The organism is Salmonella sp. SAL04213 (genome assembly GCF_046550535.1).
Taxonomy (GTDB): Bacteria; Pseudomonadota; Gammaproteobacteria; order Enterobacterales; family Enterobacteriaceae; genus Salmonella; species Salmonella enterica.
The window spans coordinates 44,879-57,710 of record NZ_JBGDXS010000008.1; the positions used below are offsets into that span (position 1 = coordinate 44,879).

Annotated in this window: 14 protein-coding genes; 10 read left to right on the plus strand and 4 right to left on the minus strand. The window is 55.8% G+C overall.

Features of this window, described 5'->3' with window-relative positions; translation table 11 throughout:
• The first annotated feature begins 3 nt into the window (after nt 1–3).
• From oadA to ACLJPQ_RS17950, 3 genes are read left to right on the plus strand one after another with little or no spacing between them, the layout of a single operon-like run.
• On the plus strand, nt 4–1,770 hold the full coding sequence (gene oadA / locus ACLJPQ_RS17940) for a sodium-extruding oxaloacetate decarboxylase subunit alpha (protein WP_138010022.1): 1,767 nt from the start codon (nt 4–6) through the stop codon (nt 1,768–1,770).
• 15 nt (nt 1,771–1,785) lie between these two features.
• Nucleotides 1,786–3,087: an oxalacetate decarboxylase subunit beta gene (locus tag ACLJPQ_RS17945; protein ID WP_138010023.1), complete on the plus strand. Its 1,302-nt coding sequence runs from the start codon at nt 1,786–1,788 to the stop codon at nt 3,085–3,087.
• Nucleotides 3,088–3,106: 19 nt separating this feature from the next.
• Nucleotides 3,107–3,838 carry a triphosphoribosyl-dephospho-CoA synthase gene (locus tag ACLJPQ_RS17950; protein WP_161976243.1) on the plus strand — a complete coding sequence of 244 codons (732 nt, stop codon included), beginning with the start codon at nt 3,107–3,109 and terminating at the stop codon, nt 3,836–3,838.
• 33 nt (nt 3,839–3,871) lie between these two features.
• Here the strand turns inward: ACLJPQ_RS17950 and degS are convergent, their stop codons facing one another.
• The 3 genes from degS to zapG all read right to left on the minus strand — a co-directional run bounded on the left by degS (nt 3,872) and on the right by zapG (nt 6,957).
• Complete coding sequence (gene degS / locus ACLJPQ_RS17955; protein WP_000497705.1) at nt 3,872–4,942, minus strand: outer membrane-stress sensor serine endopeptidase DegS; 1,071 nt, start codon at nt 4,940–4,942, stop codon at nt 3,872–3,874.
• A gap of 92 nt (nt 4,943–5,034) precedes the next feature.
• Nucleotides 5,035–6,402: a serine endoprotease DegQ gene (gene degQ / locus ACLJPQ_RS17960; RefSeq protein ID WP_076727261.1), complete on the minus strand. Its 1,368-nt coding sequence runs from the start codon at nt 6,400–6,402 to the stop codon at nt 5,035–5,037.
• A 156-nt stretch (nt 6,403–6,558) separates the two neighbouring features.
• Entirely contained in the window at nt 6,559–6,957 is a 399-nt protein-coding gene (zapG, locus tag ACLJPQ_RS17965; protein WP_001519074.1) for a Z-ring associated protein ZapG, read from the minus strand.
• 192 nt (nt 6,958–7,149) lie between these two features.
• Here zapG and zapE point away from each other — a divergent pair, with 192 nt between their 5' ends.
• From zapE to rpsI, 3 genes are all read left to right on the plus strand, one after another.
• A complete protein-coding gene (gene zapE / locus ACLJPQ_RS17970; RefSeq protein WP_001191220.1) occupies nt 7,150–8,274 on the plus strand; it encodes a cell division protein ZapE in 1,125 nt (374 codons plus the stop codon).
• A 301-nt stretch (nt 8,275–8,575) separates the two neighbouring features.
• Nucleotides 8,576–9,004: a 50S ribosomal protein L13 gene (rplM, locus tag ACLJPQ_RS17975; RefSeq protein WP_000847559.1), complete on the plus strand. Its 429-nt coding sequence runs from the start codon at nt 8,576–8,578 to the stop codon at nt 9,002–9,004.
• Between the two features lie 15 nt (nt 9,005–9,019).
• Nucleotides 9,020–9,412, plus strand: coding sequence for a 30S ribosomal protein S9 (rpsI, locus tag ACLJPQ_RS17980; RefSeq protein ID WP_000829815.1), 393 nt, complete (start codon nt 9,020–9,022; stop codon nt 9,410–9,412).
• A gap of 26 nt (nt 9,413–9,438) precedes the next feature.
• Here the strand turns inward: rpsI and ACLJPQ_RS17985 are convergent, their stop codons facing one another.
• Nucleotides 9,439–9,612, minus strand: a complete 174-nt coding sequence (locus tag ACLJPQ_RS17985; RefSeq protein WP_001518027.1) for a hypothetical protein — start codon at nt 9,610–9,612, stop codon at nt 9,439–9,441.
• A 114-nt stretch (nt 9,613–9,726) separates the two neighbouring features.
• Here ACLJPQ_RS17985 and sspA point away from each other — a divergent pair, with 114 nt between their 5' ends.
• The 4 genes from sspA (at nt 9,727) to nanA (ending at nt 12,798) form a co-directional block, all read left to right on the plus strand.
• On the plus strand, nt 9,727–10,365 hold the full coding sequence (gene sspA / locus ACLJPQ_RS17990) for a stringent starvation protein SspA (RefSeq protein ID WP_000257298.1): 639 nt from the start codon (nt 9,727–9,729) through the stop codon (nt 10,363–10,365).
• A gap of 5 nt (nt 10,366–10,370) precedes the next feature.
• Nucleotides 10,371–10,871: a ClpXP protease specificity-enhancing factor gene (gene sspB, locus ACLJPQ_RS17995; protein WP_000366112.1), complete on the plus strand. Its 501-nt coding sequence runs from the start codon at nt 10,371–10,373 to the stop codon at nt 10,869–10,871.
• Between the two features lie 108 nt (nt 10,872–10,979).
• A complete protein-coding gene (nanR, locus tag ACLJPQ_RS18000) occupies nt 10,980–11,771 on the plus strand; it encodes a transcriptional regulator NanR (protein WP_000382926.1) in 792 nt (263 codons plus the stop codon).
• Nucleotides 11,772–11,904: 133 nt separating this feature from the next.
• Nucleotides 11,905–12,798, plus strand: a complete 894-nt coding sequence (nanA, locus tag ACLJPQ_RS18005) for an N-acetylneuraminate lyase (protein ID WP_001029667.1) — start codon at nt 11,905–11,907, stop codon at nt 12,796–12,798.
• Nucleotides 12,799–12,832: the final 34 nt, after the last annotated feature.

Genomic DNA, 12,832 nt, shown 5'->3' on the forward strand with positions numbered 1-12,832 from the left:
TCCATGACCATTGCCATTACCGACGTCGTCCTGCGTGACGCCCACCAGTCCCTGTTCGCCACCCGCCTGCGTCTTGACGATATGCTGCCGATTGCCGCTCAGCTTGATGACGTGGGCTACGGCTCCCTCGAATGCTGGGGCGGCGCCACCTTTGACGCCTGCATCCGCTTTCTCGGCGAAGACCCGTGGCTGCGCCTGCGCGAGCTTAAAAAGGCCATGCCCAAAACCCCGCTGCAGATGCTGCTGCGCGGCCAGAACCTGCTCGGCTACCGCCATTACGCCGATGACGTGGTGGAACGCTTCGTCGAACGCGCGGTAAAAAACGGCATGGATGTGTTCCGCGTCTTCGACGCCATGAACGACCCGCGCAATATGAAAGCCGCCCTGCAGGCGGTGCGCAGCCACGGCGCGCACGCCCAGGGCACGCTGAGCTATACCACCAGCCCGGCGCACACGCTGCAGACCTGGCTGGACTTAACCGAACAGTTGTTAGAGACCGGCGTTGACTCGATTGCCATCAAGGATATGTCCGGCATTCTCACGCCGATGGCGGCGTATGAGCTGGTCAGTGAAATCAAAAAACGTTTTGAGGTGCGCCTGCACCTGCACTGTCATGCCACCACCGGGATGGCGGAGATGGCCCTGCTGAAGGCTATCGAGGCGGGCGTCGACGGCGTGGACACGGCAATTTCGTCCATGAGCGCCACCTACGGCCACCCGGCCACCGAGGCGCTGGTGGCCACGCTTGCCGGCACAAAATATGACACCGGGCTGGATATCCTGAAGCTGGAAAGCATCGCCGCCTACTTCCGCGAGGTGCGCAAAAAGTATCACGCCTTTGAAGGCCAGCTGAAGGGCTACGACAGCCGTATCCTCGTGGCCCAGGTGCCGGGCGGAATGCTCACTAACCTCGAAAGCCAGTTGAAGCAGCAGAACGCGGCGGACAAACTCGACCAGGTGCTGGCGGAAATCCCCCGCGTGCGCGAGGACCTCGGCTTTATCCCGCTGGTGACCCCCACCTCGCAGATTGTCGGCACCCAGGCGGTGCTCAACGTCCTGACCGGCGAACGCTACAAAACCATCGCCAAAGAAACCGCCGGCATTCTGAAAGGCGAATACGGCCACACCCCGGTGCCGGTGAACGCCGCGTTACAGGCCCGCGTGCTGGAAGGGGGCGCTCCGGTGACCTGCCGCCCGGCGGACCTGCTGAAGCCGGAACTGGCTGAACTGGAAGCGGACGTCAGGCGCCAGGCGCAGGAGAAGGGCATCACTCTGGCGGGAAACGCCATTGACGACGTGCTCACCGTGGAGCTGTTCCCGCAGATTGGGCTGAAATTCCTCGAAAACCGCCATAACCCGGCGGCGTTTGAGCCGGTGCCGCAGGCGGAAGCCGCGCAGCCTGCTGCTGCCCCGGCAAAAGCCGCTGCCTCCGGCGTCTACACCGTGGAAGTGGAAGGTAAGGCCTTTGTGGTGAAGGTCAGCGACGGCGGCGATATCAGCCAGCTGACCGCAGCCGTTCCTGCCTCCGCGCCAGCCGCTGCCGCTCCGGCAGGCGCCGGCACCCCGGTCACCGCCCCGCTGGCGGGCAACATCTGGAAGGTGATTGCCACCGAGGGCCAGACGGTGGCGGAAGGCGATGTGCTGCTGATTCTGGAAGCCATGAAGATGGAAACCGAAATCCGCGCCGCGCAGGCCGGGACGGTACGCGGTATCGCGGTGAAGTCCGGGGACGCGGTCTCCGTCGGCGACACCCTGATGACGCTGGCGTAAGGACGAGGAGCGGAAATGGAAAGTCTGAACGCCCTGCTTCAGGGCATGGGGCTGATGCACCTTGGCGCAGGCCAGGCCATCATGCTGCTGGTCAGCCTGCTGCTGCTGTGGCTGGCGATTGCGAAAAAGTTCGAACCGTTACTGCTGCTGCCGATTGGCTTCGGCGGCCTGCTCTCCAACATCCCGGAAGCGGGCATGGCGCTGACCGCGCTGGAAAGCCTGCTGGCGCATCACGACGCCGGGCAGCTGGCGGTGATTGCCGCGAAGCTGAACTGCGCGCCGGACGTGCACGCCATCAAGGAAGCGCTGGCCCTTGCTCTGCCGTCGGTGCAGATCCAGATGGAGAACCTGGCGGTGGACATGGGCTACACGCCGGGGGTGCTGGCGCTGTTCTACAAAGTGGCGATTGGCTCCGGTGTCGCGCCGCTGGTCATCTTCATGGGCGTGGGCGCGATGACCGACTTCGGCCCGCTGCTGGCCAACCCGCGCACCCTGCTGCTCGGCGCGGCGGCGCAGTTCGGCATCTTCGCCACCGTGCTGGGGGCGCTGACGCTGAACTACTTCGGCCTGATTTCCTTCACCCTGCCGCAGGCGGCGGCCATCGGCATTATCGGCGGCGCGGACGGTCCGACGGCCATTTACCTGTCGGGCAAGCTGGCGCCGGAGCTGCTGGGGGCCATCGCGGTGGCGGCGTACTCGTATATGGCGCTGGTGCCGTTAATCCAGCCGCCGATTATGAAGGCGCTGACCACGGAGACGGAGCGCAAAATCCGCATGGTGCAGCTGCGCACCGTGAGCAAGCGGGAGAAGATTCTGTTCCCGGTGGTGCTGTTACTACTGGTGGCCCTGCTGCTGCCGGACGCCGCGCCGCTGCTGGGGATGTTCTGCTTTGGCAACCTGATGCGCGAAAGCGGCGTGGTGGAGCGTCTGAGCGACACGGTACAGAACGGGCTGATTAATATCGTCACCATTTTCCTCGGGCTGTCGGTGGGCGCGAAGCTGGTGGCGGACAAGTTCCTGCAGCCGCAGACGCTGGGCATTCTGCTGCTGGGGGTGATTGCCTTTGGTATCGGGACGGCTGCCGGGGTGCTGATGGCGAAGCTGATGAACCTGTGCAGTAAGAACAAAATCAACCCGCTTATCGGTTCGGCGGGGGTGTCGGCGGTGCCGATGGCAGCCCGCGTATCGAACAAAGTGGGGCTGGAATCAGACCCGCAGAACTTCCTGCTGATGCACGCGATGGGGCCGAACGTGGCGGGGGTTATCGGTTCGGCCATTGCGGCGGGCGTGATGCTCAAGTACGTGCTGGCAATGTAATCCAATCTAATCGGGAGCAGTGATTCTGCTCCCGCCAAATGAGGACACAGTAATGAGTGAAATGGTTGCGTTTCGGCAAGGTACATCCATGCCATCCAGAGAAACCATCTTGCGTTATGTTGTTGAGACGGTGAATCAGATAACTGAGCTTGAGCCAGCGCTGCATTTGCTGCCGTGGTCTGGCGTCAACTCAGCAATATATGAGCAACGTTTTGCACAGTGTTACGACGAGGGGCTTTGTGCCGCACAGACGTCGGCACCGAATGTTCCGCAGGGGATTCTGCCATCGACCGATTGGGCTCAGGGTATCGGGTTACTCTGTTTTGCCGCAGGGTATATGAGCGCAGGCGAGCGGCCATTAACACACAATCAGTTATGCGATTTCGTCAAACAGGCGGCTGTTGGTTTATCGCCGATTGAGGGGGAGGCGGCGAGCGGTTTCTCGACGGTACGTAGTATTGCATTACCCGTATTCAGGCGATTACAACGCGATGGTCACGCGTCTCGGATCCTGCTGTTACAAACGTTGCTGCATCTGGTTGCCTGGAAAAGCGCATCGCAGTATGCGCGTCAACAGGCGCAACGACTGCTCTGGATGGGCGGCATTCTGGGGGAAGGGGGCGAGTCTGGCTTATTGGCACTCGATAAGGCGCTGCGTGAAGAGGCCGTCGGGGAGAAAAGTCTCCCCGCTCTGCTGATCTTCACGAGTTTCCTGGCGCATTTTCCGGCAGGGCCAGTCTTCATTGACTAGTCGTCGAACGACGCGGGCAAAAGCCGCGTCGTTTTAGTTCGACGCCGGGTATTCCTGCACCGTCACCTGGAACGTGAGCTGCTTATCATCCCGCATTACCACGACCGGAATGACGGAGCCCGGGCGGATTTCCGCCACCTGATCCATCGTCTCCAGCGCGGACACAGCGGGTTTATTATTGACCGAAATAATCAAATCATTAACCTGAATACCGGCAAGCGCGGCGGGGCCGTTTGGCGTCACTTCATTAACGACAATGCCCTGAATCGGGTCCATGCCGCTACCCTGCTGCGCGTGCAGCGGCGCGATTTCTCGTCCGCCAATACCGATATAGCCGCGAATCACGCGACCGTCGCGGATAAGCTTATCCATAATTTTCGTGGCTAGCTGGAAGGGAATCGCAAAACCAAGGCCTTCCGGCGTTTCGCCATCGTTACTCTTATCAAAAGAGAGGGTGTTGATCCCCATCAGTTCACCTAACGAGTTGACCAGCGCGCCGCCGGAATTACCGTGGTTAATCGAGGCGTCGGTCTGGAGAAAATTCTGTCGCCCCGTCGGGTTCAGGCCGATACGACCCGTTGCGCTGATGATCCCCTGGGTGATGGTCTGTCCCAGATTATATGGGTTGCCGATAGCCAGTACGACGTCGCCAATATGCGGTGTACGCTTTGTATTAATCGGGATGGTAGGCAGCCCGCCAGTGGCGTTGATCTTCAGCACCGCCAGGTCGGTAAGCGAATCGGAGCCCACCAGTAGCGCTTCAAAGACGCGGCCATCCTGTAGCGCGACGATAATCTGATCGGCATCGTTAATCACGTGCTTGTTGGTAATAATATAACCGCGTTGATCCATGATCACGCCGGAACCCAGCGTGCGGATCTCCAGTTGATTATGCGCGGTACTGTTCATACTGCGGTTATAGACATTGACGACGGCAGGCGCGGCGCGGCGAACCGCAAAATTATAACTGGCTGGCGTCTCATCGGTACTGTCGAATTGCGGGACGGCGATAGGATTAATTTTGCGCAAAGAAGGCATGACGGCCAACAGAATAGCGCCGACAATTAAACCTATTGCGACCGAACGTAAGAGCTTCACAAACATGATGGAGGCGTCGTTAAAAAAGGGAACGGCAGCAGCATACCATGAGTTAACCGGACATCACATCGCAGGCTGATGCCCGGTTTAAGACAGGATTAGCGCAGCAATAGATAAATGTTCTCGTTGCCGCGTACTACCTGAAGAGCAATGATGGACGGTTTTGCCGCCATCACTTTGCGCATTTCGGCGATAGAACTGATGCGATCGCGATTAACGCCGATGATAACATCATCTTTTTGCAAACCGGCCTGCGCGGCAGGACTGCTTTTTTCGACGCTATCAACCTTAACGCCTTTCGTCCCGTCTTTCAGCTGGCCGTCGCTCAACGTCGCGCCTTGCAACGCCGGGGCGATCATTTCGGCGCTGGCGGAAGAAGAGGTATTGGAATCCAGCGTGACTTCCACCTCCAGCGGCTTACCATCGCGCAGCAGGCCCAGCTTCACTTTCGTGCCCGGTTCGGTGGTGGCGATACGTGAACGCAGTTCGGCAAAGCTATTCAGCGGCTTACCGTTAAGACTGATAATCACGTCTCCGGATTTCACCCCGGCCTTCGCCGAACCTGAATTGGGTAAAACCTCGCTGACAAAAGCGCCACGCTGAACGTTCAGTTTGAATGCCTTAGCGATATCAGCAGTCATTTCAGTGCCTTTAATTCCCAGCAATCCGCGTTTGATTTCGCCGAACTGAATCAACTGCTGCGCCAGCGTCTGCGCCATATTGGAAGGAATAGCAAAGCCAATGCCGATGCTCCCGCCCCCTGGCGCGAGGATCGCGGTATTAATCCCGATCAGCTCGCCGTTCAGGTTAAGCAGCGCGCCGCCGGAGTTGCCGCGGTTAATAGAGGCATCGGTTTGAATAAAGTTCTCAAGCCCTTCCAGATTAAGCCCGCTGCGTCCCAGCGCTGAAATAATCCCGGAGGTGGCGGTTTGCCCAAGGCCAAACGGATTACCGACTGCCACGGCGAAATCGCCGACGCGGAGTTTGTCGGAATCGGCGATGGCAATTTGCGTTAACTTGCTGGGATTCTGAATTTGTAACAGAGCGATATCGCTCTGGTCGTCGCCGCCGATCAGCTTCGCGTCGAATTCGCGTCCGTCATTCAGTTGAATACTGATCTTCTGTGCCTGATTAATCACATGATTATTGGTTAATACATAGCCTTTCGCGGCATCGATAATCACCCCCGAACCGAGTCCTTCAAACGGCTGGGACGGCTGGTCTGGCAGATCCTCGCCAAAGAATTTTTTAAACTCCTCCGGCACTTTTTGGCTCTGGGCGGCGGTTCCCTCGACTTTTACGCTGACGACAGCAGGCAGCACTTTCTCCAGCATAGGGGCAAGGCTTGGCAGCGTCGCCTGGCTTGGCACCTGGCCTGGTATCGATGCAAGGGCTGGAAACGGCGCCGAAAGAGTTAACCCGACACTTAACGCTAATGCACTTAACAGCTGGGTGTGTTTTTTCATGGATGCTGCTCTCGTACCTTGAATGAACGGATAGACAATTCAAAACAGATTGATGTTATTGAATTTTCAGCCTGGTAACAATGATAATAGCTGGGACAGGAAAGATAGAGAGAGGGCGCAAGCGATGCGCCCGATAAATTTCTTAACGGCGTGCGATTAATCGCGCTTTGCGCCGCTACGTAACAGGCCAGACGCGCCTTCAGAATAATCACGTGGCATTTGTACTGGCGCCTGATCGTTGCTCGCCTCAGACTCCGCCAGACGGTTACGGAACGGATTCGACTCCGCAGACATTTCCGGCAGCAGGCTGCTGGAGCTTTTCGCCATATGCTGATACAGCTGGCGATAATCATGCGCCATGGTATCCAGCAGTTCCGCGCTGCGGGCAAAGTGGCTAACCAGCTCTTCACGGTACTCTTCCAGCTCAGCTTTGTTTTTTTCCAGTTCGTACTGCAATGCCTGCTGTTGACGTAACTTACGATTACCAAAACGCATGGCCACGGCACCAATGATGATACCGACGACTAATCCAATTAGCGCATATTCCCAGGTCATGAACATCTCCCGTTGTCTTATGTTTCCGTAGGGTGTTGGCTCCAGGCTCCATGCCCGCGCCTGATTATGCCACTATAACCGCTAATTCCGTAGAAGTGGAATCCCGACAGCATATCGCGTAGTGTAGAACGGCCTTTTTTTCGTCAGCCGTGAACGACGGCACATCGATTTTCAAGGAATAACAATAACATTATGCAAAGCCTTTCCCCTACATCGCGTTATCTCCAGGCACTCAACGAAGGCACCCATCAGCCTGACGACGTACAGAAAGAGGCGGTCGACCGTCTGGAAACCCTTTATCAGGCGCTCACCGCGAAAAAATCGTCGGCTACGCCACCCGGCGGACTGATAGCGCGACTGGGGAAATTATTAGGCAAAAACGAACCGGACGCGCAAATACCGGTTCGCGGGCTGTATATGTGGGGGGGCGTGGGGCGCGGCAAAACCTGGCTCATGGATCTCTTCTACCACAGCCTGCCGGGCGAGCGAAAACTACGTCTGCATTTTCATCGGTTTATGCTGCGCGTGCATGAAGAACTTACCGCGTTACAGGGACAGATCGATCCGTTAGACATTATTGCCGATCGGTTTAAAACCGAGACGGACGTACTGTGTTTCGATGAGTTTTTCGTCACCGATATTACCGACGCCATGCTGCTGGGCGGTTTAATGAAAGCGCTGTTTGCACGCGGCATTACGCTGGTCGCGACCTCCAATATTCCGCCGGATGAACTCTACCGCAACGGTTTGCAACGCGCCCGCTTCCTGCCAGCTATCGATGCCATTAAACAGCACTGCGACATTATGAATGTGGACGCCGGCGTCGATTACCGACTGCGGACGCTGACGCAGGCCCATTTATGGCTAACGCCGCTTAATGATGAAACCCGGCGGCAAATGGATAAACTGTGGCTGGCGTTAGCGGGGGCCGCGCGCGAGCACGCTCCGACGCTGGAAATCAATCATCGCCCTTTATCCACCCTGGGCGTTGAAAACCAAACGCTAGCGGTCTCTTTCGCTACGCTGTGCGTCGAGGCCCGCAGCCAGCATGATTACATTGCGCTCTCAAGGTTATTTCATACGGTTCTGCTGTTTGACGTGCCGGTCATGACGCCGCTGATGGAGAACGAAGCGCGCCGCTTTATTGCGCTGGTGGATGAGTTTTACGAGCGCCACGTTAAGCTGGTGGTCAGCGCCGCCGCGCCGTTATATGAGATTTATCAGGGGGAGCGGCTCAAGTTTGAATTTCAGCGCTGTCTGTCGCGCCTGCAAGAGATGCAGAGTGCGGAGTACCTCAAGCGGGAGCATATGCCGTAAGCCGGACAAGCGCAGCGCCCCGGCATTGTGCGGTATCATATCTGTGCAACCTCCCCTACCGGAGGGGGAACCAGGCCTGAACAAAACCCGCGGCAAATCGCAAAAAGGGGTCGATCTTTGACCTGGACTTCTCTATAATCCTGCGACCCCACGTTACAAGAGAGTTTTTTCCCAAACTTTCTCTGTGCCGGCCAAACATATCCGAGGGGGTAGGTTTACCGGACTTTGTCGTGTGAACCTCAACTATTTAAACGTTTGGGTGTTCACCAACGTGTAACTTATTTATTTGGGTAAGCTTTTAATGAAAACTTTTACAGCTAAACCAGAAACCGTAAAACGCGACTGGTATGTTGTTGACGCGACCGGTAAAACTCTGGGCCGTCTGGCTACTGAACTGGCTCGTCGCCTGCGCGGTAAGCACAAAGCGGAATATACTCCGCACGTAGATACCGGTGATTACATCATCGTTCTGAACGCTGACAAAGTTGCTGTAACCGGCAACAAGCGTACTGACAAAGTGTACTATCACCACACCGGCCACATCGGTGGTATCAAACAAGCGACCTTTGAAGAGATGATTGCCCGCCGTCCTGAGCGTGTGATTGAAATCGCGGTTAAAGGCATGCTGCCAAAAGGCCCGCTGGGTCGTGCTATGTTCCGTAAACTGAAAGTTTACGCGGGCAACGAGCACAACCACGCGGCACAGCAACCGCAAGTTCTTGACATCTAATCGGGATTATAGGCAATGGCTGAAAATCAATACTACGGCACTGGTCGCCGCAAAAGTTCCGCAGCTCGCGTTTTCATCAAACCGGGCAACGGTAAAATCGTTATCAACCAACGTTCTCTGGAACAGTACTTCGGTCGTGAAACTGCCCGCATGGTAGTTCGTCAGCCGCTGGAACTGGTCGACATGGTTGAGAAACTGGATCTGTACATCACTGTTAAAGGTGGTGGTATCTCTGGTCAGGCTGGTGCGATCCGTCACGGTATCACCCGCGCTCTGATGGAGTACGACGAGTCCCTGCGTGGCGAACTGCGTAAAGCTGGCTTCGTTACTCGTGACGCTCGTCAGGTTGAACGTAAGAAAGTCGGCCTGCGTAAAGCACGTCGTCGTCCGCAGTTCTCCAAACGTTAATGGGGTTCTGCTTCGGCAGACAACTGTTAGCGAAAAAACCCGCTTCGGCGGGTTTTTTTATGGGCAATGCATTTATCTGTCACGATGAAATGCGGATTGTTGTCTCTTTTTCCCCAATTCCAGAATCGACTCACCACAAAGGTCACAAAATCTGGTAAACTATCATCCAATTTTCTGCCCAAATAGCGGGGAATGTTCATTTTTTGTCTCGTTTCTGAGCAATGATGGCTTTTTTCGCCCTGGGTGACATAACATCTGGCTGGTCACATTGTGGCTGGTAGCAGTAAAAATTCTGAATATACCTGGAGGTTTTCATGGCTGTCGCTGCCAACAAACGTTCGGTAATGACGCTGTTTTCTGGTCCTACTGACATCTATAGCCATCAGGTCCGCATTGTGTTGGCTGAAAAGGGTGTTAGTTTTGAGATCGAACATGTGGAAAAGGACAATCCACCTCAGGATCTGATTGACCTCAACCCGAATCAAAGCGTTCCGACACTGGTGGATCGTGAGCTGACCCTGTGGGAATCTCGCATCATTATGGAATATCTGGATGAGCGTTTCCCTCATCCGCCGCTGATGCCGGTTTATCCGGTCGCGCGCGGTGAAAGCCGTCTGTACATGCACCGTATTGAAAAAGACTGGTATACGCTGATGAACGTCATCGTAAACGGGTCTGCTTCCGAGGCCGACTCTGCGCGTAAACAACTGCGTGAAGAGCTGCTGGCGATTGCGCCGGTATTTGGTCAGAAACCGTATTTCCTGAGCGACGAATTCAGCCTGGTTGATTGCTACCTGGCGCCTCTCCTGTGGCGTTTACCGCAGTTGGGTATTGAATTCAGCGGCGCAGGGGCGAAAGAGCTGAAAGGCTATATGACCCGCGTCTTTGAACGTGATTCTTTCCTGGCTTCTTTAACCGAAGCTGAACGTGAAATGCGCCTCGGTCGGGGTTAACCTGTATGGATTTGTCACAGTTGACGCCGCGTCGTCCTTATCTGTTGCGTGCTTTCTACGAGTGGTTGCTGGATAACCAGTTGACCCCGCATCTGGTGGTGGATGTGATGCTGCCTGGCGTGCATGTCCCTATGGAATATGCGCGCGATGGGCAAATCGTCCTCAATATTGCGCCGCGGGCGGTAGGTAATCTGGAGCTGTCTAATGATGAAGTGCGTTTTAATGCGCGCTTCGGCGGCGTTCCCCGTCAGGTTTCTGTGCCTTTGGCTGCGGTGCTGGCGATTTACGCCCGTGAAAACGGCGCAGGCACCATGTTTGAGCCTGAAGCCGCCTATGATGAAGACGTTGTCAGCTTAAATGATGATGACAATACCGCAGGCGCGGAAAGCGAGACCGTGATGTCCGTCATTGATGGCGATAAGCCCGACCACGATGACGACAGTAGTCCTGATGACGAGCCGCCTCCGCCGCGTGGCGGACGTCCGGCGCTACGCGTAGTAAAATAATCAACAGGCCCTGAAGGGCCTGTTTTGTTTGGTCTCCTCGCGGGTTCACCCTGCTTTTGAAGCTGTGTTACGATAAGCTTGCTATTATTTGCCACCGACCACTCATGAATGGACGTTATGAACGCATTTGATTCGCAAGCAGAAGATTCACCGACATCCCTCGGGCGTAGTTTGCGCCGCCGCCCGCTGGCGCGTAAAAAACTGTCTGAAATGGTTGAGGAAGAGCTGGAGCAGATGATCCGCCGTCATGAGTTTGGCGAGGGAGAACAGCTACCGTCTGAACGTGAATTAATGGCCTTCTTCAATGTAGGACGTCCCTCCGTGCGTGAAGCGTTAGCTGCGCTGAAGCGTAAAGGTCTGGTGCAAATCAATAACGGCGAACGCGCCCGCGTCTCGCGCCCCTCTGCTGATACCATCATCAGTGAACTGTCGGGTATGGCGAAAGATTTTCTTACTCATCCTGGCGGCATCGCTCACTTTGAACAGCTACGGCTTTTCTTTGAATCCAGCCTGGTACGCTATGCGGCGGAACATGCCACCGACGAGCAGATCGCGTTGTTAACGAAAGCGCTGGAAATTAATAGCCAGTCGCTGGATGACAACGCGCTGTTTATTCGTTCGGATGTCGAGTTTCACCGGGTGCTGGCTGAAATTCCCGGCAATCCGATCTTTATGGCTATTCATGTTGCTCTGCTGGACTGGCTAATCGCCGCTCGCCCAAGCGTTCCCGATCGTGAGCTGCATGAACATAATAACGTGAGTTATCAACAGCATATTGTGATTGTTGATGCCATTCGCCAGCGAGATCCCGATAAAGCGGATCGCGCTCTGCAAACCCACCTCAATAGCGTTTCCGCTACCTGGCACGCGCTCGGTAAAAAAAGTCAAAAAATGCGGTAGCGATCGCGCCTCCGATCCCAGTTTAGTGAAGCAGATCGCACTATAAGCGTTCTGTATTATTTGCTGCTTATTTGATCTGGTATAACAGGTATAAAGGTAGGTAGTAATATATTCATCATCCGTAGAGGTAGGTATGGCAAAAGCATTGCAAGGCGTAATGGCGGCGTTGTTGACCCCATTTGATCATCAGCAGCAACTGGATAGCGAAAGCCTGCGCCGTCTGGTGCGTTTTAACATCGGGCAGGGTATCGACGGGCTGTACGTTGGCGGTTCCACCGGGGAAGCATTCGTACAGAGCCTTGCTGAAAGAGAGCAGGTACTGGAGATTGTCGCCGAAGAGGCGAAGGGAAAAATCACGTTGATCGCCCATGTCGGGACGGTAAGCACCGCAGAAAGCCAGCAGCTTGCCAGCGCCGCAAAGCGTTACGGTTTTGATGCGGTCTCTGCGGTGACGCCTTTTTATTACCCTTTCAGTTTTGAAGAGCACTGTGACCATTATCGGGCAATCATTGATTCCGCAGATGGATTGCCGATGGTGGTATACAACATTCCGGCGTTAAGCGGTGTAAAACTTACCCTCGATCAGATCAATACGCTGGTGACATTACCGGGCGTGAGCGCGCTGAAGCAAACCTCCGGCGATCTCTTCCAGATGGAGCAGATCCGCCGCGCGCATCCGGATCTGGTGCTGTACAACGGTTATGACGAAATCTTCGCTTCCGGCCTGCTGGCGGGCGCGGACGGCGGTATCGGCAGCACATACAACATTATGGGCTGGCGTTACCAGGGGATTGTGCAGGCATTACGTGAGGGCGATGTGGCGAAAGCGCAGCGTCTGCAAACCGAGTGCAATAAGGTTATTGATTTACTGATTAAAACCGGCGTATTCCGCGGCCTGAAAACGGTCCTGCATTATATGGACGTGGTATCGGTGCCGCTGTGTCGTAAACCGTTCGCGCCTGTTGATGAAAAATACCTGCCGGCGCTCAAGGCGCTGGCTCAACAACTGATGGAAGAAAAGGCGTAACAGCATAATGCCGGGTGCGCTACGCTTGCCCGGC